Here is an 18857-nt window from a genome sequence, read left to right on the forward strand (position 1 = left end):
TTTATATTAGTGTTTGGGTTCAAATAGTTAAAAAGACATAACTAAATGAGAGAAATAAGTTGAATATAAAAATCAAAAAATAGCGAGCTGTTACAATTAACAACTCGCTATAAGTTTTTCTAATAATTATCAAAAAAATATTTATTTAGTAGTATTTTTTTTGATTTTAGGTGGTAAAACTTTTGAAGATAATTTTATAAAAACAGCTTTTACAATTTTTCTGCAATTTCTTTTTTGTATTTATTCAATAGCGCTTTGGTCATACCTAAATTTGCTTTAGATGAATCAACTGCTAGATAAATAAAATATTCGTTGTTTGCTGAAATATCAATGATGTGTATTTGATTCGTTAGCGTAATCATGATATCATCGATAGATTCGTTTAATCCTAAAGCACTAATTGCGTTTAGTTTCGCTTTTACAACTTCAAGATTAAATGCTGAAGCTAATTCTGGATCAAAACTTGGTACTGAAGTATCGCTGTAATAAGAGATACCGCTTTTAATTTCAGATACTGCTACTGCTATGTATCCAGGAATATTTTTTTTTACTTCTTCTCCAAATTGTTTTAAAAAATCTGACATGGTGGTATTTTTTTTAAAATTGTTATATGCAAAAATAAAGTATAATATTTGCAATAGTTGTATATACAATAAAATATAAATATTAAACAAATGTTAAATAAGGAATAAATGCTTATTTTGGGAATTAGTTGATTTATTAATAACAAAAAGAGATTAAAATTATATTTTTAGATATTAAAAACAATATAAACCCATAAGGATTAAGAACATAGTTCATTTTTTTTTCTTAAAATATCAATTAATTATTTAATGTTATGTATCAAAATATTTCTAAAAAAATAAAAAAGGATTATTTTAAATTGTTTAAATAATGCTATTCAAACAATTTAAAACTAATTAATTTATAAAGGATTATTTTTTTCATAATAACAAATCGACAAATGTGGCTGAACAGGAAACATCAAAGTTTCCAGTCCATTGACGGACTCACAATTTTTTGAAACCAAATAATTGCCTTCAACAATACCTATTAATGTTAAAAAAGGGGAATAGAAAGTAATACCGATTTTGTGTTTTGACGGATCAGTAATGTCTGTATTGATAATATCCAACTGATAATTCACAAAAGGTAAATAGTTATTTCCTAACACATCAGTGATGCGGTGAAGATTACCTTTTAACTGTTTAACATAACCCTCTGCAGCAATGCCAACCAAATAATGCAGCTGTACTGCTTTTTCATTTTCCGACAATAATTCTCTAAAAGTGTTTTTGGGATTTTCTTTCGAGTTAAATTGCTGGTTTTGCATCAAATATTCTTTGAACGTATCTTCCCATACATATTTATCCCAAAGAAATACCGAACTGCTGTCAATCTCAATCCGGTAAGCCAATCGTATTTTAGCTTTATCCATAATGGTTTATAAATTTTCTATTGGCACTTCAAACAATAACAAAACTGCATTCTCTGAGAGAGCTTCCCATTCAACAGTTTCTATTTTTTTAAGACTCAAACCATCTTTTGCCTGCAGTAATCTGTTTTCAACTTCAAATGCACCACTGATTACAAAAACAAATAGGCCGTTCAAATTATTTTTCAACGTATAAAATCCTTCTTTTCTTCCATCATAAATACCGATGAAACCCATAGTGTCTGCAAACTCAAAAAGGAGATTCATTTTATTCCTTTCTGAAAAATCAAAATCAATTCTATCGGCATTTAAACAAAAACCAGCTGATTTAGCCGAAAACCAAATTTCCAAATAACTCACAGTTTCTGATGCATAGGGATTAGAAACCTCAAAGGACATTCCTTTTTGTGCCGAAATGTGCTTTATTTGTTCAATTCTGATAAAATCCTCATTACCCGTGTTGTCTTTATAATCAATGCCGCCAAACAAAGGCAGAAGAATTACCTCTGTATCAATATCAATGAATGTGAATGTTTTTTTCGAAGGTTCTAATAGCACTTCATTTAAAACTTTCAAAGTACCAAACGGTTTTCTGGACCAATCATGATACGTCTCAAAATTGAAAACCGACAGCCTTTGAAAAGCATCCGATTTAGAAATACCTCGTAAATCGGATTTAAAAATTTGGGCTGGAGTTTGCTTGATCATTTTTCTATAAGTGATTAACCGGCAACGTTTATCGTATGCGTCAACACAAAACCATCGGCAACACTTCCTGTAATTGTCGACATTTCGTTGGCAACACTGTCAGAAAACACATTGTCTGAAGCATTATAGGTATAACCCGATAATCCTTTTGTATATCCATTGGCGGTAGATGCGTTGACCAATGCCACAGCACTTCCTGAGCCTTCTGGAAAAGCAATTTGAGTAACCAGTAACGAAGTTCCCGAAGCGTTGTAAATATGTACGTGAATGTGAGTAGCCCTACTGGTGTACCAGCCTGGAAAAATAGATTTGAAACTTACTAGCCCATTAGCATTGGTTGTTTGTCTGCCTCTTAAGAAATGAACACTTGTAAAGTCGGCAGACTGCATTGTAGTTCCTCCATATTCAGAATAATAACCGTCTTTGTCGCAATGCCAAATATCGACAATTGCTCCAGCCAATGCTGCACAGCTGGCATTGGTGTTTTTGATAGTGATATTGATGGTGAATCCAACTCCTGTTCTATCACTAACAATATTTGCTGTGACTAATGAAGAAGGTGATTTGGTTGGAAACGGACCTGCTGTTTCTGATGCGGTAACAGAACAGCTTCCAGTAGAAGAACTTCCTCCTGTATCTGTTGCCTGAGTTGTATCGGATGAAGCAGAAACCGCATCATCATCTTTACTGCATGCGTTAATTATTGGAACAATGCCCAAAGACCCCAATCCTGCTAAACCTAATCCTCTTAAAAAATCTTTTCTTTCCATACTAAATACAATTTTAAGGTTACTGCTGTAAAAGTATTTAAACACTTAAATGCACTAAAATTTATGAGGTAATGTCATGATTTTAAGAGGTAAATAAGATAATAGTATCCTTTTTTAACAGCAAATGCTAAATTACTGTTGATTGAGCAAGGCAAAAAAGGTAACCTCATAACTCGCACTTACTGGAATTTCTTCGTCGTTTATGTAGATTATTTTGCTTCTCACTTTTTCTATTTTAGAGATGGAAACAATAAAAGAACGGTGTACTCTAATAAATTCAGACTCTGGCAGTTTTTGCAGCAATGCTTTCATGGTCATTCTGGCGACAATTGTTTTTTGGTTTTGAATATGAATTTTGAGATAATCATCCAGTCCTTCTATAAATAAAATATCCGAAAGCAGAATTTTTATCAGACTGTAATCCGCACGGATAAAAAGATACTGCTGTTCTGAACTCTGATTTTGTGATTTCCATTGGGAGTATGCTTTTTCAACAGCCTGCTCAAAACGTACAAATGAAATAGGTTTCAGCAGATAATCAGTAGCACTCAATGTAAATCCTTCTACAGCATATTCTGAATAAGCGGTAGTGAATATCACCATTGTTTTTCTAGGCAGTTTTTTATAGAAATCAATACCAGAAATAGCAGGCATGTTAATATCCAAAAACAATAAATCAACAGGGTATTTTTTCAGATATTTGAGAGCATCCTCTGATTTTGTAAATGTTTTTTCTAAATCGATAAAATCAATTTTACCACAAAAATTTTGCAAAACCTCAAGTGCAGGCGGTTCGTCATCAAGAGCAATCGCTTTTATCATCCTACTTTTAAAGTTAAAGTTACTTGATATGTTTTTGAATTATCATCAATTACCAAAACATGATTATTGGGATACAAATGTGTGAGTCTTTCAATTGTATTCTGCAGTCCAATGCCGCTATCGGTTTGTTTAGACTGTACCTTGTTATTAGAAACAAATAGAGTCAGATACTCGCCAACAATGTTAATCCGGATACAAATTACAGAATCTTCATTTGGATTTACACCATGTTTGAAAGCATTTTCAATAAATGAAATTAAAATAAGCGGTGTAACAGCCTTACCAAATAGATTTCCTTCCATTGTATAATCAACAGTCACAGTATTTCCCAGACGGGTCTTTTGCAATTGTATATAATTATTGATGTAATTAATTTCTTTGTCTAATGCGATAACATCATCATTAGCATTTGTAATGATATACCGCATCAATTCGGATAACTGTACCACAGCATCGGCAGTTTTATCGTCTTTTTTTATGGCCAATGAATAAATACTGTTCAAGGTATTAAATAAGAAATGCGGATTTATCTGTGCTTTCAAAAATGACAGTTCCGATTTCATTTTATCTTCTTCTACCTTTTGAAGACGGATTTTTATGGCAATGAATAAACTGGAAACAACACCAATCAAGTAAACTAAAATAGTATGGCTGTACTGTGTTGGAGGTCCTCCAAAATGCGCTTTGGCGTTTGACTCAGGGTGAGTAAATTTATTCGGAAATAAACCATTTGGATGTTTAAATTCACCTGGTTTTGGCGGATGCATTTCTCCTGAGGGAAATGATTTACCAGATCTAAAATCAAGGAAATTGCGGTCAGGAGTATCAAAAACTGTAGAAATCCAAAGAAAAAACAATAGAAACAACACCAAAATTACTGCATACCGAATTTGTTTTTCGTTGAAATAAACCTTTGGAATTAAAACATAATAATTGAAATAGAAGAAAAGCAGTAATAAGAAATAAATAAAAAAATAAATTCTGTCATGCGGATTGCTTGCCAGTTTTGGCAGACTAAAAATACTCCCGGAAGCTGTAAAAGCATACGGCAAAAACAGAAATATGAAGCACAGACAAAAGTGCATTACATAAAAGGAGATATTTTTTTTCATAATCAGATTAATTTCTCAAAAGTATGATTATTAACCTTTCGAATAAAATTATTGCGATAGAAATGAGAATTACTGCGGTTACTTTCAGAGAAACTGCATAAACAAAAAAAGCAACTCTGTCGAGTTGCCATAAAGGTATCAAGTCTTAAGTATTTAAGTTCTACAGAAGTTGATTTTTGAGGAAAATCGAATCCAGCACCATACGTGATACCATCACCTGTATCCAAATTATATGCTAATTTATAGACTAAAACACAAAAAATCCAGTATTCCAAGCGATTATAAACGAATCCTCTTTTATAAGTTCTGTCATAAAAACAATTTATAAGAATTCTTTTTTACTGAAAATGTTAATTAATTATCATTTCCGGAATATCACCTTCTACAATCAAGCTGGCTTCAGTCGAGGCGACAATATGTTCGACTGTAACTCCTGGAGCACGTTCAAGCAGTTTAAATCCTTGGGATGTGATTTCTAAAACAGCCAATTCGGTTACTACTTTTTTTACACAGCCTACGCCTGTTAATGGCAGGGTGCATTTTTTTAATATTTTGGATTCTCCTGCTTTGTTGACATGCATCATTGCTACAATAATATTTTCAGCCGAAGCAACTAAATCCATCGCTCCTCCCATTCCTTTAACCATTTTGCCTGGGATTTTCCAGTTGGCAATATCGCCGTTCTCTGAAACCTCCATGGCACCTAGAATAGTTAAATCAACATGCTTTCCGCGGATCATTCCAAAACTGGTGGCGGAATCAAAGAAGGAAGCTCCGGGTAAAGTGGTAATTGTTTGTTTTCCCGCATTGATAATATCAGCATCTTCATCTCCTTCAAAAGGGAACGGCCCCATGCCGAGAACACCATTTTCGCTTTGAAATTCGACATCAATTCCTTTTGGGATATAATTTGCCACCAAAGTCGGAATACCTATTCCAAGATTCACGAAATAACGGTCTTTCAATTCCTGTGCAATTCGTTTTGCAATTCCTATTTTATCTAATGCCATTTGTTAATGTGTTAATTAGAAAATTAGATAATGTGTTTTATTATCTAGCTCTTACTGTTCGCTGTTCTATCCTTTTCTCATATTTTTCGCCTTGAAAAATACGCTGCACTAAAATCCCTGGGATATGAATTTGATTTGGATCTAAAGTTCCTGCATCGACTAGTTCTTCTACTTCGGCGACGGTGATTTTGGCAGCTCCTGCCATTGCTGGATTGAAATTTCTGGCTGTTCCTTTAAAGATGAGGTTTCCTGCGGTATCACCTTTCCATGCTTTTATGATTGCAAAATCGGCTTTGAAAGCGTGTTCCATAATATGCATTTTACCATTGAACTCACGAATTTCTTTTCCCTCGGCGACTTCAGTTCCATAACCAGCCGGTGTAAAAAAAGCTGGAATTCCAGCCTGAGCAGCACGGCATCTTTCAGCCAAAGTTCCCTGAGGAATGAGATCCACTTCAAGTTCGCCAGAAAGCATCTGGCGCTCGAACTCGGCATTTTCGCCTACATAGGAAGAAATCATTTTCTTGATTTGTTTTTTTTGCAGAAGCAGACCAAGACCAAAATCGTCTACTCCAGCATTATTAGAGATGCAGGTTAAATTTTTAGTTTCTTTTTGAACCAATTCGGCGATGGAATTTTCTGGAATGCCACACAGTCCGAAGCCGCCAAGCATCAGTGTCATTCCGTTTTCAATTCCCTGCAGTGCTTCCTGAACAGTATTTACTTTTTTATTAATCATGATAATTTTTTTATTACTATATCGATTTCGTAATTAATTTATAAAAATGATTTTAGCAATCAAATGTAGTAAAATAATCATATTTGTTCCGCTTTCTTTTTTTTGATTTCTGTTTTTTTTGGTGAGGGAATAGGAGCTAGCTGCCGAAGCAGCACGGATAGCCTGACAGCAATAGAAAAAGGAGCCGAATAAGCGTTTTGCTATATTGGGCTCCTTGTTCTAGCGGTGTCACGTCCTAATGGATAGGATAAGGCTTTTTATAATGCGAACTCCTCTGTATCCTGTTCTGGAGTTGCAGTTGAGTCTTGCACAACGGTGTGTCGCGGTGTGTAACAATCTACTTTGATAGAAAGATTGGCTGGTCTTTCAAAAGATTCTTTGGAAATTTTTAAATTTTCATCCTTGTAGCATTTGTTCATGAAATACCCCCAGATAGGCAAAGCCATTGCAGCTCCCTGGCCGTAAGTTAGACTCTTGAAATGTGCCGAACGGTCTTCACAGCCTACCCAAACACCCGTTACAAGGTTTGGTACCATTCCCATAAACCAGCCATCAGACTGATTTTGAGAAGTTCCAGTTTTTCCTGCAATAGGGTTTTTAAACATATACGGATAACCTGTCCATCGGTTGTCTCCGCTTCCTCCTCCTTGAGTTCTCAATCTTGCTCCAGAACCGCTCTCAGTTACACCCTCTAGCAGTTTAATAATGGCAAATGCAATGTCTTTGTTCAAAACATCGTGGGATTCCGGTATTGGTTCGTAGATAACTTCGCCGCTTTTGTTCTCTATTTTAGTTAAGAACTGCGGTTTGGTGTAAACTCCTTGATTAGCAAATGTACTGAAGGCTGCTACCATATCTTCAACAGTAATCTCAACAGCTCCCAAAGCAATGGACGGCTGATTGATAATATCTGATTTTACTCCTAATTTATGAGTTAATTCAACTACAGCTTCTGGACTTACTTTGTCAATTAATTTTGCCGATACTGTATTGATGGAGTAGGCTAGTGCCTGTTTTAAAGTTACCATTCCACGGTAATTGTTATCAGAGTTTCTTGGTTCCCAATCTTCGGTTACATGATGACGTCCTTTGCGTATCATAAACGGACCATCGAGTATAGAGTCACAAGGAGACATATTCAATTGCTCGATTGCAGTTGCATATACAAAAGGCTTGAACGTAGATCCTACTTGTCTGGCTCCTTGTCCTACGTGATCGTATTGAAAATATTTGTAATTAATTCCACCAACCCAAACTTTAATATTACCTGTTTGTGGCTCCATAGACATTACTCCAGCCTGCAGAAAGTGCTTGTAATAGCGGATGGAATCCATTGGAGTCATGATAGTATCTCTTTCTCCTTTCCAAGTGAAAACCGTCATTTTGGTTTTTTCGCCAAAGGTTTTAATGATTTCTTCGTCACTTTTGTCCTGTTCCTTTAAAACAGCCCATCTGTGAGATGATTTCATTGCTTGATTAATGATGCGATCGGTTTCTGCATCAGAAATATTAACAAAAGGCGCATTTTTATTGGTTTTGGACTGAATAAAAAATTCTTCCTGCATATTAGCCATGTGCGCCGAAACGGCTTCTTCGGCATAAGCCTGCATTCTGGAGTCTATTGTAGTGTAAATTTTTAAACCGTCTTTGTAAATATCATAGTCAGAACCATCAGGTTTTTTATTTTCTTCTACCCATTTTTTCATGTATTCACGAAGGTATTCTCTAAAGTAAGTTGCTGTACCTTCTCTATGGCTTTCTAATTTGAAATGTAATGTGATAGGCAGGCTCTGCAATTGGTGTTTTTGATCTTCAGTAATGAGTTTTGCCTTTTCCATTTGAGAAAGCACCACATTTCTTCTGTTTTTTACACCAACTGGATTTTTAACCGGATTATAAAGTCCTGAGTTTTTGAACATACCTACTAAAATAGCTGATTCGTCGGTAGTTAAATCTTTTGGCTCTTTAGAAAAATACGTTTTGGCAGCTGAGCTTACGCCTACAGAATAATTTCCAAAATCATACACATTGCAGTACATTGCAATGATTTCGTTTTTAGTATATTGTCTTTCCAGTCGAATGGCAATAATCCATTCTTTCATTTTCTGTACAATACGGAAAGGTAAAAATTTCGATCCTTCTCCGTGAAATAACTGTTTTGCTAACTGCTGCGTCAAAGTACTCGCTCCTCCGCTTGTTCCTAAACTTGCGATAGCTCTTAATGTTCCCCTTCCGTCTATACCTGAATGTTCGTAAAAACGTGCGTCTTCGGTAGCGACTAACGCGTCAACTAGACTTTTTGGCAAGTCCGAATATTTTAATTGTGAACGGTTCTGCTTAAAGTATTTACCTAAAACAACTCCGTCAGAAGAAATAATTTCGGTTGCTAAATTAGAATCTGGATTTTCTAAATCTTCAAACGAAGGCATAGATCCAAAAAGACCCCATGAAGCAAAAAGGAAGAATAAAGCAATAATTCCCAGTCCGTAGAAGTAAATTTTCCAAAATTTTCTGGAATAATATTTCACATCTTTATTGATGTTTTTTGTCTGAGGGTTATTTTTTTTGATAGCCATAATCGTGTTCTAATCTTTATTTTCTATTCTAAAACCAACTTCGGTAATCCCGTCCAAAAAAGCTACGCCAGGCACTTTTCCGTTTTCTCTGACCGCTTGTTTAATATGCACCTTGTACTTACCTCTAAAACGGACATTCTCTTTGTAATATAATTTGCTCTCTTTAAGATCTGTAAAACCATCTCCTAGCAGTGTCCCGTCAGGTGCTGCCATTTGGTATTCTAAAGTATCAACTTTGGTATATCCATTAGGACTTTCCAAAGAAACAATAAGAAACAAATTGCTGTATTTATAATTGTTGTTATCTCTTAAATTTACAAATAAATTGTATCTTTTTGTAGAATCCAAAACAGGCAGATCAAAAGTAACAATACTGTCTTTGTTCCAAGCACTTCCTACAGATTTATACTCATCAAAAACTCTTTTTTTATCACATGAAAAAAGAAGCACTGCAGCGAAAATCAGTAAAAGACTATTCTTTATTCTCATTTTTTTTAATAATTATTGGTTTTCTAGGCTCTTCTGATTTATTCTCAGCACCAGCCGGACGATTACCGTTTGGTTTTTTGCGGTTGTTTTTCTTGCGGTTTCTATTGGCGTTATTTCCGTTCTGATTTTCTCTGACTGGATTCTCTTTCTGGTCAATGCCTGATTTTGTATTATTTTGGGGATTATTTTTCTGAATTGCAGGCTTATTTTGATTGTTTGCATTATTACCATTGTTTGGTACTATCATTTTTTCACCCGCAGCTCTTGGTTTTTTGTTTGGTTTTTTCTTTCTTTTCGGCTGGTCAAAACGTGTTAAACTTTCCTGACCCATTGCGTTATTAAAATTCTGTTCTGGCTCAGAAACAACTTCAACCGCATAATCTTCTAACGAAGAAACTTTGTTTTTTAGTTTGTTCTCAGCAATAATTTCTTTTACCTGTTCAATTTTTAGAACATGCCAGTTAGCAAAATTATTAGTGTAAGCAAACCACATTAAACCTTTGAAAATGTCTTGTTTCTGGCAAATGGCATCTCCCTTTTCAGTAATTAATTTGGTATCAAATTCAGGAAAATCCTTTAAGGCATCCATGTAAGTGTCCAGTTCGTAATTAAGACAGCATTTCAGTTTACCGCATTGACCCGCAAGTTTCTGAGGATTTAAAGACAATTGCTGATAACGTGCAGCTGATGTGTTCACACTTCTAAAATCAGTCAGCCAAGTAGAACAGCATAATTCTCTTCCGCAGGAACCGATTCCGCCTAAACGAGCTGCTTCCTGACGGAAACCTACTTGTTTCATCTCAACTCTGGTGCTGAATTCTTTAGCAAAATCTTTGATTAAAAGTCTGAAATCGACTCTGTCATTGGCAGTATAATAGAAAGTCGCTTTAGAGCCGTCACCTTGAAATTCAATATCCGAAATTTTCATTTCCAGTTTTTGGGCAATGGCCAATTCACGGGCACGAACCTTCATCGGCTCTTCCTTGTTTCGGGCTACAGTCCAAATATCGATATCTTTTTGAGATGCTTTGCGATAAATTTTAGCAACATCATTACCGGCAGGATTCACCCCTTTTTTCTTCATTTGAATTCTTACCAATTCTCCTGTAAGGGTTACAATTCCAATGTCATGTCCAGGCGAAGCAACAGTTGCCACTATATCCCCCATGCTTAATGTTAAATTCTCGGTATTTCGGTAAAATTCTTTTCTGCCGTTTTTAAAACGGACTTCCACACAGTCAAAAGGAGCTTCTCCATTGGGTAAACTCATGTTCGAAAGCCAGTCAAAAACCGTTAATTTGTTGCAGCTGTCGGTGCCGCAAGTCCCATTATTTTTACAACCCTTTGGTGCGCCGCCATCAGAAGTTGAACAACTTGTACATGCCATAATGCTATATGTAGTATTGCTATAAAAGCAATTTAAGTTCTTAAAAGATTTAATCTGTAAAGATAGTATTTTTTTGGTTTAAGTCGCAAGGGGTAAAAATGCCAAAAAAAATGTAAAGTTTTGCTGAAAAGCTGAAGGCGGAATTAAGAAATTAATGGTATTATGATTTGAGTTTTTTTATTTCCTTATCAAAATCAGAAATTATTTTTTGTGTTTTATTGAAGACTTCATAAGTGGCAATTGCTTTTTTATCAGCCTGAATTTTAGAAATTTTCCCTTTTCCTTCCAAAACTTTATAGTCGTTAAAGTCGAGAAATTTATTAACACTTGTTGCTAATTGTTCCATTGTAAAAGTATTTTCTCTTTCTATCAATCCTTCAATGTAATCAAAATAACCTGTTACTGTTCGTTCCAGCTGTTTAATTTCTTTTTCCTGTAAATAGTTTTTTGCAATCACCGCATCCGATTTTAAAACCCTTCCGTTTGGACTGTTTTTCCAGGTAGTCAGTCCCATATTTTCCTTTTGGGCGTCGGCAGTATTAAATATTATTTCGGCAGCAGTTTTGCCGGTTATGGCAAAATGAAATTTGTTCTGAACTGTTGCATAGAAGTTTTTAGTGATCTCTGAATTGTTGTCATAATCAATACTGCATTCGGCAAAAATATCGGTTACCTGCTGGTAAATTCTTCTTTCGCTCGCCCGGATAGAACGAACTCTTTGAAGTAATTCTTTAAAATAATCCTTTCCAAAAATAACCTGACCTTGTTTTAAACGATTGTCATCTAATACAAAACCTTTTATAATATAGTCTTTTAAAGTTTGAGTTGCCCAAATTCTAAATTGGGTTGCTTTTGTAGAGTTTACTCGGTATCCAACTGAAATTATAGCATCGAGATTATAATAACTTGTAATGTAATTTTTATTATCAGAAGCAGTTGTTTCCATTTTGGAAATAACTGAAGATTCTACCAATTCTCCTTCTTCAAAAATATTCTTAAAATGTTTACTTATAGCTGGAACTTTAACGCCAAACAACTCTGCTATTGCTTTTTGAGTCAACCACACCGATTCATTTTGAAGCAGTACATCAACACGAATTTCTCCGTTTGGCGCGGTATATAAAATAAACTTTTTTAGATCTTCACTCATAACTATTTGTCAATGTTATTCTAAAATCATTGGATTTGAATTGGAACAAATGTAAAGATAGCAAAATAAAAAAGTAGTTTTTTTACGAATTTCTAAGTCTCTTTCAACGTAATAATTTTCACCGGACAAGCTTTGGCTGCCAGCTCACAACTTTCAACTATCGTGTGGTCGGGTGATTTCAAAGTGAAAAAACCTTTAGCATTCACGCTTTTAATCAACACCGATTTTCCGTCTTTTTTGGACATTCGAAATTGAACTGGTGCCATTTCTACGCAATAATTGCAGCCAATACATTTGTCCCTTTGTAGCGTAACAATGACCATTAGGTTTCTACGATTTTATATAATTTGTCGGACATTCGGATTCTGAAAGGAAGTTTCAAAGTACAGTCGTCACCTTTCGTTGCTTTCTCTGCTGTAGTGTCATTCACAAACATTTCTTCAATAACCATTTCCTGCGCTCCGGTGCTTGGACCTGTTACCAATATTTTATCACCGATTTTTATGTCGTAAGCTTCGATTTTGAATTGTCCAATTGCCGCTTTTGGGAAAAAATGGGTTCCTTTCCCCACATAGACTTTTTTCTGTGTCGCCATCGATCCCGAAACATCGCTCCATTCACCTAATTCCTGACCAAGATAATAACCTGACCAAAAACCACGGTTATAAACAGTGTTCAAATCTTCCATCCAAACTGCTATTTTTTCTTTGGTAAAAGTACCTTCGAAATAACTGTCAATTGCTTCACGGTAGGTTTTTATTACGGTAGCAACATATTCCGGAGCACGGCCTCGGCCTTCAATTTTCAATACTTGAATGCCCGAATCGATTACCTGATCCAGAAAATCCAATGTACATAAATCTTTTGGAGACATCATGTATTCGTTGTCCAACTCGATTTCAAAACCCGTTTCCTGATCGATAACGGTATATTTTTTACGGCAATTTTGTTTGCAGGCACCACGGTTTGCCGATGAGTTGTGCGAATGCAAACTCAAATAGCATTTCCCCGAAACGGCCATACACAAAGCACCGTGACCGAAAATTTCGATTTCAACAAGTTTACCGTTTGGCCCTTTGATTTGTTCTTTTTCGATTTGTTCCGTGATTTTTTTTACTTGTCGCAGACTCAATTCACGGCTCAAAACCATCGTATCGGCAAAAAGACTGTAGAATTTGATGGTTTCGATATTGGTGATATTCAACTGTGTCGAAATATGAACTTCCATTCCAATTCCTCTTGCCATTGCAATGACTGCTTGGTCAGAGGCTATCACCGCAGTGATATTGGCTTCTTTGGCTTTGTTCAATAATGTTTTGACAACCGATAAGTCGTGATCGTAAATAATAGTATTCAACGTTAAATAACTTCTAACATTTTGGGCTTCGCAACGGCGGGCGATTTCGGGTAAATCGTCCATCGTAAAATTTACCGTGGCACGGGCACGCATGTTCAATTGTTCTACTCCGAAATAAACAGAATCAGCGCCATTATCTAATCCAGCCTGAAGCGACTCAAAGTTCCCAGCGGGAGCCATGAGTTCAATTTTGTTTGTTGCTGTCATGATAAACTATTCTAAAATTTTGTATATTTTATCCGATAATCTAATTCTGAAAGGAACTTCAAAAGTCACTTTATCGCCAATTTTAGCCGTTGGAGTTGCAGCTCCGTTTACGATAATTTTGTCTAAAACTAATTCCTCATTACCTGTTGTCGGGCCAGAGATTAAAATTTTGTCACCACTGTTTAGTTCGTGGTTTTCAATAGTAAATTGACCAACGCTCGCTTTCACGTAAAAATGTTCCGCTTTGCCAAGAAGCACTTTTTTTACTTTTACTTTTTGACGAATATCGACAGTTTTTTCTGCAGGAGCCAAAGCTGTATTTGGTAAGTCACCCGAATGTTTGAATCTTAGGTTCTCCGATTTTCCTTTTCTGAAAACTTTGTTTCCAACCTGTTGCCCAGTTCTCAATCGCACCTGATCCACCAATGGCAGGTGAATAATATCAAGACATTCAGTAGAACAGCAGTTTTCCATCGCACTTTTGCATTCGTCACATTGGATAAACAATAAATGACAGCCGTCGTTTTCACAATTGGTGTGGTTGTCGCAAGGTTTCCCGCATTGGTGGCATTGCGAAATAATATCATCGGTAATTCTTTCACCTAGACGATTATCAAACACGAAGTTTTTACCAATGAATTTGCTTTCAAGACCTTCTTCTTTCAGTTGTTTTGCATAGTTGATGATTCCGCCTTCTAATTGAAAAACATTTTTAAAACCTTGGTGTTTGAAATATGCACTTGCTTTTTCACAACGAATACCTCCGGTGCAGTACATTACCAGGTTTTTATCTTCTTTGTGGTTTTGAAGCTGTTCATTGATTATTGGCAGACTCTCTCTGAATGTTTCCACATCAGGAGTGATGGCGTTTTTAAAATGCCCCACTTCACTTTCGTAGTGATTTCTAAAATCCACCACAATCGTGTTTGGATCTTCAAGTATTTCGTTGAATTCTTTGGCTTTCAGGTGAACGCCTATATTGGTTACATCAAAAGTATCGTCGTTCAAACCGTCAGCAACAATTTTGTGACGAACTTTGATGGTCAGTTTCAAAAAGGAATGATCATCATGCTCAACAGCCTCATTTAAACGAATGCCTTTCATGAAATCATAGACTTCCAGAGTCGCTCTAAAAGCCTCCAGATTTTCGGCAGGAATACTCATTTGGGCATTGATGCCTTCGTTGGCAACATAAATTCGGCCCAAAGCATCGAGTGCATTCCAGGCTACAAATAAATCGTCGCGAAATTGTTTAGGATCTTGAATTTTGGCATACGCATAGAAAGACAACGTTAGTCGTTGTTTACCGGCATCATCGATCATGATGGCTCTTTCTTCTGCGCTTAAGGTGTTGTACAGTTGCATGCTATAAACAGTTTAAGTTGAGAAATATATGTTGATTCCGATAGCGTTGGTTCGAAATCGGGCGCAAAATTAGTGAATTTTTAGTATTTTCACTTGATATTTAGCGGAATATTGTGATTTCAACTTTTTTGGAAGCAGAAAGATTTGATGTTTTTAGTAAGATTGGTCTTGTATATGAGGCTGAAAGCCGAACTGGCGAAGCAATTCGCCGCAATCTGTGCTCAAAAAGAAATATAGTATTGATTTTCCACCATTTACAATTGGATTCAAATTGACATCCTATCCAAAAAACACATAATGAAATGGATGCCTGTTTGGATTTTTTTTAGAAAATCTTATTACTAATATGAACTCAAAAAAGTATATTTGTGACCAACAATAATTAAAAAACTTATGAAATACTCAATTTTGGCGATTATAGCAGTACTTTTTATATCTTGTACCAACAACGACAATGAATTGCCTGCGGCAATAGATTATACTGCTCAAAATGAAGCAGAAATTAAAGCATATATTGCAGATAACAAACTGGATGCAAAAAGATCAGATTCTGGCTTGTATTATGTAATTAACGAAGCGGGGACAGGAAAACAGCCTACCTCTACTTCAACCGTGAAAGTGACTTACAAAGGTTATTTTACAAACAAAATTATTTTTGATCAAAATAACACTGGGATTTCATTTAACCTGCAGCAGGTAATAAAGGGCTGGACTGAAGGACTTACCTATTTTAAAGAAGGCGGAAGCGGTATTCTTTTGGTACCTGCACATTTAGGTTATGGCAGCTACAATTATAATGGTATTCCAGGCGGTTCAGTTTTGATTTTTGATGTCAGCCTAATTACTGTTAATTAAATTTTTTTGCCTAAAAACGACAAATAATATAAAAGCCTCGCGCATCAAGTGGGGCTTTCGTTTTTTTAAAACCTGCAACGATCGTAAATGACAGCAAAAAACATCAATTATCACTGTCAGCCTGAATGAAACTGTATCTCTCTATCCACAATTAAACAATACTATTTTGAGAATTCTTTTTTATGAGAACGCTTAACGCAAATGCCCCCGCTGAAGCAGTAAAAACAGAATAGTCAAGCGGTGCCTTACAATTGACAGCTATTACCATAGATAACCCAAAAAAAAGCAGTAAAACGCCGCTACATTTGGCAATCAGCTCACTTTTGAAATTAGTCAGCAGCGCAATTGCAAAAGCGATTTCCAAAAAAGTAGCTATTCCGCCAGCAATAGAAGCTAAGTTATAATTCAGAAACGGTAACAGTGTATTTGTATATTTTGCAAAAGCTTCCCAATTTCCCCAAGCAGACAATTCTTTATTCCATAACCCGAAACGGTCTGCAGTAGCTGATAAAAATCCTGCACTTAGTGAAATTCTCAAAAACCATTCAATTATTTTCTCTTGTTTCATAACTGTTTATTAAAGTGATATGCGAAAATAGTAAAATTTTCTTTGAAGTAAAGTTTGTGCGCATCAGTTCTCGCGGGACCGCTGTCCAGTTGTACCGATTTACAATTATGTTCTTTGGCAATGCCATAAATATGATTAAGTAATACCGATGCATATCCTTTGCCTCTATATTTTTCGAGAGTCGAAAGATCGTCTATGTATAACAGTTTGCCACAATACAGCATCGTCCAAAATCGGTAACCCGCTAATGAAACGGCCTTATCATCATCGGAAATATATAGAAGTGTATAGCCTTCTTTTTGCATTTCCTTAATTTGATTTACAAATTCATTCTCTTTCAGCATGGGGCGCAAAAGGGACATAGCCTCCCAGCAGAAAGCTATGTCTTGATCAGTAATTGCTGTTTTAATTTCAATCATTTTATTATTGTGGAATTAATAAAGTGGCTCTTCCTATTCTGTTCCAAGCATTAATACAGGCAATGGCCATAATCGCATGCGATACTTTCTCTTCTCCCAAAATTTGAACTGCTTCGTTAAAAGTTTCGTTTGAAACTCCGTTTTCTGAAATAAGTGTAGTTTCATCCGTCAAGGTTAAAACAGCTCTTTCTTCGTTAGTAAAATAAGGAGAATCTGCCCAGGCATTCAAAGCCAAAAGTCTCTTGGACGTTTCACCGCCTGCCAGCGCGTCATTGCTATGTGACTGTATGCATAAAGCACAGCCATTGATTAATGAGGCTCTTACTTTGATAAGATGGTACAGTGATTTTGGCAGATTTGTTTCGGTAACATATTTGTCCAATTGAATAAGTGATTGGTAAGCGCCAGGCGTTACTGTGTTGATGTCAATTCTTTGTGTCTGCATTTTTGTTTGATTTAAATTATAATACAAAACTATGAGGATGGCTTTCGGTAAAAAATGGACAAAACTTTAAAAATGGTGGACTTTACGATTCAGTCAAGAGAGAACGCAAATGATCTTTTGCACGAGTGTCAGTCTGTTTTTTGAAAAACCTCGAAAAATAATGGCTGTCGTCAAACCCTAACTTAAAAGCAACTTGTTTTACATTCAGGTTTTCATAATTAAATAAACGTTTAGCTTCCAGAATAATTAAATCATTGATGAGCTGCTGAGTCGTTTCGTTGGTGTTTTTCTTAGTAAGCTCATTCAGTTTTTGTTCCGAAATATGGAGTAATTGAGCATACTCTTTTACAGTGAGGCGTTTTTCAAAGCTGTCTCTAATCAAATTTAAAAACTGCAGAAACAAAGCATCTGGTTTATAAAGCGGTCTTTCCTGCTGCGTAATCTTGCATCTGCTTACTTCAATAATCAGCAGTTTCAAAATGGAATGCAGACTTGTTTCGTATTCAAATGGTTTGTTGATTAATTCACTTTTCAATGAATCATAATAATCCGTAACCCTTTTTAAACTGTTTTCATCAGATATTTTAATGAGTTCGTTTAATCCAAAATGACAGTATAACCCGTTATGGTAAATGAGTTCAACAGCCTTTTCATCTTTACAGAAGAAGTCATAAGTAAATTCTAAAATACTGCCTTTACAATTGTTAATTTCTATAAACTGATAATATTGTTTTGGAGTAATAGTCAAAAAATGACCCTCGTTAATTTCATAAAGCTGATTGTCGATTTCAATTTTAACTTCACCCGCCTTGCAAAAAATCAATACAAATTTATACTGTCGCTCAGGCAGTGTCATCAATATTGAATCTTCTATTGGTTTTAAGTCAAAAATCATGGTTGTGGATTAATTCGAATATAAATTAAATCAGCTCTTAATCATTTCTATATGCGGAATATCATCTTCGAGATACATTTCGCTTGACTGTACAAAACCATGATTTTCATAGAATTTCTTCAGATACAATTGAGCTCCAATGGTGATTTGGCTTTCACCAAAATGTTCCAAAATACCTGCAATTGCATTTTGCATCAAATCATGCCCCCATTTTCGGTCTCTGTAATCCCGATCAACTACAACTCTTCCAATAGAAGCGTTATCAAAAGTAATTCCTGATTTGAAAAGCCTAGCGTGTGCAACAATTTTATCTTCATAAATTCCGAAAAGATGCAGAGCTAGTTTGTCTTTGCCATCAATATCCAAATAGACGCAGTTCTGCTCCACTACAAAGATCCTGCTTCGCAATTGGAGTATATCATACAACTCGGTTACAGTTAATGCCTCAAAGGGCTTTATTTTCCATTCTATAGACATGGGGAAATATTTATTTTTAAGTTGAGAAAAAAATCAACCACAAATTACGCAAATTTTCACAAATCATGGAT

At 35.5% G+C, this 18857-nt stretch carries 21 protein-coding genes; 1 reads left to right on the plus strand and 20 read right to left on the minus strand.

The window, feature by feature from the left end; all coding sequences use genetic code 11:
* Nucleotides 1–209 precede the first annotated feature (209 nt).
* From IRZ80_RS17115 to IRZ80_RS17185, 15 genes are all read right to left on the minus strand, one after another.
* Nucleotides 210–584: a hypothetical protein gene (locus IRZ80_RS17115; RefSeq protein WP_194642900.1), complete on the minus strand. Its 375-nt coding sequence runs from the start codon at nucleotides 582–584 to the stop codon at nucleotides 210–212.
* Nucleotides 585–925: 341 nt separating this feature from the next.
* Nucleotides 926–1438: a hypothetical protein gene (locus IRZ80_RS17120; RefSeq protein ID WP_194642902.1), complete on the minus strand. Its 513-nt coding sequence runs from the start codon at nucleotides 1436–1438 to the stop codon at nucleotides 926–928.
* Nucleotides 1439–1444: 6 nt separating this feature from the next.
* Complete coding sequence (locus tag IRZ80_RS17125) at nucleotides 1445–2143, minus strand: pirin (RefSeq protein ID WP_194642904.1); 699 nt, start codon at nucleotides 2141–2143, stop codon at nucleotides 1445–1447.
* A 14-nt stretch (nucleotides 2144–2157) separates the two neighbouring features.
* Complete coding sequence (locus IRZ80_RS17130) at nucleotides 2158–2913, minus strand: intradiol ring-cleavage dioxygenase (protein WP_194642906.1); 756 nt, start codon at nucleotides 2911–2913, stop codon at nucleotides 2158–2160.
* A 132-nt stretch (nucleotides 2914–3045) separates the two neighbouring features.
* Nucleotides 3046–3735: a LytR/AlgR family response regulator transcription factor gene (locus IRZ80_RS17135; protein WP_194642908.1), complete on the minus strand. Its 690-nt coding sequence runs from the start codon at nucleotides 3733–3735 to the stop codon at nucleotides 3046–3048.
* Nucleotides 3732–4847, minus strand: coding sequence for a sensor histidine kinase (locus IRZ80_RS17140; protein ID WP_194642910.1), 1116 nt, complete (start codon nucleotides 4845–4847; stop codon nucleotides 3732–3734). Before IRZ80_RS17140 ends, IRZ80_RS17135 begins: the two co-directional genes overlap by 4 nt.
* Nucleotides 4848–5197: 350 nt before the next feature.
* Entirely contained in the window at nucleotides 5198–5857 is a 660-nt protein-coding gene (locus tag IRZ80_RS17145) for a CoA transferase subunit B (RefSeq protein ID WP_194642912.1), read from the minus strand.
* Between the two features lie 40 nt (nucleotides 5858–5897).
* Nucleotides 5898–6596, minus strand: a complete 699-nt coding sequence (locus IRZ80_RS17150; RefSeq protein WP_194642914.1) for a CoA transferase subunit A — start codon at nucleotides 6594–6596, stop codon at nucleotides 5898–5900.
* Nucleotides 6597–6853: 257 nt separating this feature from the next.
* Nucleotides 6854–9172 (minus strand): penicillin-binding protein 1A, encoded by a 2319-nt coding sequence (locus IRZ80_RS17155; RefSeq protein ID WP_194642916.1) that lies wholly within the window; start codon nucleotides 9170–9172, stop codon nucleotides 6854–6856.
* A gap of 9 nt (nucleotides 9173–9181) precedes the next feature.
* Complete coding sequence (locus IRZ80_RS17160) at nucleotides 9182–9661, minus strand: gliding motility lipoprotein GldH (RefSeq protein ID WP_194642918.1); 480 nt, start codon at nucleotides 9659–9661, stop codon at nucleotides 9182–9184.
* Complete coding sequence (locus IRZ80_RS17165) at nucleotides 9645–11048, minus strand: stage 0 sporulation family protein (RefSeq protein WP_194642920.1); 1404 nt, start codon at nucleotides 11046–11048, stop codon at nucleotides 9645–9647. Before IRZ80_RS17165 ends, IRZ80_RS17160 begins: the two co-directional genes overlap by 17 nt.
* 160 nt (nucleotides 11049–11208) lie before the next feature.
* Nucleotides 11209–12198, minus strand: a complete 990-nt coding sequence (locus tag IRZ80_RS17170; protein ID WP_194642922.1) for a virulence RhuM family protein — start codon at nucleotides 12196–12198, stop codon at nucleotides 11209–11211.
* 92 nt (nucleotides 12199–12290) lie between these two features.
* Entirely contained in the window at nucleotides 12291–12521 is a 231-nt protein-coding gene (locus IRZ80_RS17175; protein ID WP_194642924.1) for a ferredoxin, read from the minus strand.
* Entirely contained in the window at nucleotides 12521–13762 is a 1242-nt protein-coding gene (locus IRZ80_RS17180; RefSeq protein ID WP_194642926.1) for a peptidase U32 family protein, read from the minus strand. Before IRZ80_RS17180 ends, IRZ80_RS17175 begins: the two co-directional genes overlap by 1 nt.
* Nucleotides 13763–13768: 6 nt before the next feature.
* Nucleotides 13769–15127 (minus strand): rhodanese-related sulfurtransferase, encoded by a 1359-nt coding sequence (locus IRZ80_RS17185; RefSeq protein WP_194642928.1) that lies wholly within the window; start codon nucleotides 15125–15127, stop codon nucleotides 13769–13771.
* 393 nt (nucleotides 15128–15520) lie between these two features.
* Between IRZ80_RS17185 and IRZ80_RS17190 the strand changes: the two genes are divergently transcribed.
* The gene (locus IRZ80_RS17190; RefSeq protein WP_194642930.1) at nucleotides 15521–15982 is read left to right on the plus strand and encodes an FKBP-type peptidyl-prolyl cis-trans isomerase; all 462 of its coding nucleotides are present in this window, start codon (nucleotides 15521–15523) and stop codon (nucleotides 15980–15982) included.
* Between the two features lie 151 nt (nucleotides 15983–16133).
* Here IRZ80_RS17190 and IRZ80_RS17195 read toward each other — a convergent pair whose 3' ends face one another.
* The 5 genes from IRZ80_RS17195 to IRZ80_RS17215 form a co-directional block, all read right to left on the minus strand.
* The gene (locus IRZ80_RS17195) at nucleotides 16134–16550 is read right to left on the minus strand and encodes a DoxX family protein (protein WP_194642932.1); all 417 of its coding nucleotides are present in this window, start codon (nucleotides 16548–16550) and stop codon (nucleotides 16134–16136) included.
* Nucleotides 16547–16969, minus strand: a complete 423-nt coding sequence (locus IRZ80_RS17200) for a GNAT family N-acetyltransferase (RefSeq protein ID WP_194642934.1) — start codon at nucleotides 16967–16969, stop codon at nucleotides 16547–16549. Before IRZ80_RS17200 ends, IRZ80_RS17195 begins: the two co-directional genes overlap by 4 nt.
* Before the next feature lie 4 nt (nucleotides 16970–16973).
* Nucleotides 16974–17414 carry a carboxymuconolactone decarboxylase family protein gene (locus IRZ80_RS17205; protein WP_194642936.1) on the minus strand — a complete coding sequence of 147 codons (441 nt, stop codon included), beginning with the start codon at nucleotides 17412–17414 and terminating at the stop codon, nucleotides 16974–16976.
* Nucleotides 17415–17496: 82 nt separating this feature from the next.
* The gene (locus IRZ80_RS17210) at nucleotides 17497–18309 is read right to left on the minus strand and encodes a helix-turn-helix domain-containing protein (RefSeq protein ID WP_194642938.1); all 813 of its coding nucleotides are present in this window, start codon (nucleotides 18307–18309) and stop codon (nucleotides 17497–17499) included.
* A 30-nt stretch (nucleotides 18310–18339) separates the two neighbouring features.
* Nucleotides 18340–18786 carry a GNAT family N-acetyltransferase gene (locus IRZ80_RS17215; RefSeq protein WP_194642940.1) on the minus strand — a complete coding sequence of 149 codons (447 nt, stop codon included), beginning with the start codon at nucleotides 18784–18786 and terminating at the stop codon, nucleotides 18340–18342.
* Between the last annotated feature and the right edge of the window lie 71 nt (nucleotides 18787–18857).

Origin of the sequence: Flavobacterium sp. HJJ (genome assembly GCF_015351475.1) — a bacterium.
GTDB lineage: Bacteria > Bacteroidota > Bacteroidia > Flavobacteriales > Flavobacteriaceae > Flavobacterium > Flavobacterium marginilacus.

Excerpts from the sequence above, each read along its gene's own strand:
- IRZ80_RS17115 (WP_194642900.1), bottom strand. The coding sequence starts at position 584 with ATGTCAGATTTTTTAAAACAATTTGGAGAAGAAGTAAAAAAAAATATT.
- IRZ80_RS17120 (WP_194642902.1), bottom strand. The coding sequence starts at position 1,438 with ATGGATAAAGCTAAAATACGATTGGCTTACCGGATTGAGATTGACAGC.
- IRZ80_RS17125 (WP_194642904.1), bottom strand. The coding sequence starts at position 2,143 with ATGATCAAGCAAACTCCAGCCCAAATTTTTAAATCCGATTTACGAGGT.
- IRZ80_RS17130 (WP_194642906.1), bottom strand. The coding sequence starts at position 2,913 with ATGGAAAGAAAAGATTTTTTAAGAGGATTAGGTTTAGCAGGATTGGGG.
- IRZ80_RS17135 (WP_194642908.1), bottom strand. The coding sequence starts at position 3,735 with ATGATAAAAGCGATTGCTCTTGATGACGAACCGCCTGCACTTGAGGTT.
- IRZ80_RS17140 (WP_194642910.1), bottom strand. The coding sequence starts at position 4,847 with ATGAAAAAAAATATCTCCTTTTATGTAATGCACTTTTGTCTGTGCTTC.
- IRZ80_RS17145 (WP_194642912.1), bottom strand. The coding sequence starts at position 5,857 with ATGGCATTAGATAAAATAGGAATTGCAAAACGAATTGCACAGGAATTG.
- IRZ80_RS17150 (WP_194642914.1), bottom strand. The coding sequence starts at position 6,596 with ATGATTAATAAAAAAGTAAATACTGTTCAGGAAGCACTGCAGGGAATT.
- IRZ80_RS17155 (WP_194642916.1), bottom strand. The coding sequence starts at position 9,172 with ATGGCTATCAAAAAAAATAACCCTCAGACAAAAAACATCAATAAAGAT.
- IRZ80_RS17160 (WP_194642918.1), bottom strand. The coding sequence starts at position 9,661 with ATGAGAATAAAGAATAGTCTTTTACTGATTTTCGCTGCAGTGCTTCTT.
- IRZ80_RS17165 (WP_194642920.1), bottom strand. The coding sequence starts at position 11,048 with ATGGCATGTACAAGTTGTTCAACTTCTGATGGCGGCGCACCAAAGGGT.
- IRZ80_RS17170 (WP_194642922.1), bottom strand. The coding sequence starts at position 12,198 with ATGAGTGAAGATCTAAAAAAGTTTATTTTATATACCGCGCCAAACGGA.
- IRZ80_RS17175 (WP_194642924.1), bottom strand. The coding sequence starts at position 12,521 with ATGGTCATTGTTACGCTACAAAGGGACAAATGTATTGGCTGCAATTAT.
- IRZ80_RS17180 (WP_194642926.1), bottom strand. The coding sequence starts at position 13,762 with ATGACAGCAACAAACAAAATTGAACTCATGGCTCCCGCTGGGAACTTT.
- IRZ80_RS17185 (WP_194642928.1), bottom strand. The coding sequence starts at position 15,127 with ATGCAACTGTACAACACCTTAAGCGCAGAAGAAAGAGCCATCATGATC.
- IRZ80_RS17190 (WP_194642930.1), top strand. The coding sequence starts at position 15,521 with ATGAAATACTCAATTTTGGCGATTATAGCAGTACTTTTTATATCTTGT.
- IRZ80_RS17195 (WP_194642932.1), bottom strand. The coding sequence starts at position 16,550 with ATGAAACAAGAGAAAATAATTGAATGGTTTTTGAGAATTTCACTAAGT.
- IRZ80_RS17200 (WP_194642934.1), bottom strand. The coding sequence starts at position 16,969 with ATGATTGAAATTAAAACAGCAATTACTGATCAAGACATAGCTTTCTGC.
- IRZ80_RS17205 (WP_194642936.1), bottom strand. The coding sequence starts at position 17,414 with ATGCAGACACAAAGAATTGACATCAACACAGTAACGCCTGGCGCTTAC.
- IRZ80_RS17210 (WP_194642938.1), bottom strand. The coding sequence starts at position 18,309 with ATGATTTTTGACTTAAAACCAATAGAAGATTCAATATTGATGACACTG.
- IRZ80_RS17215 (WP_194642940.1), bottom strand. The coding sequence starts at position 18,786 with ATGTCTATAGAATGGAAAATAAAGCCCTTTGAGGCATTAACTGTAACC.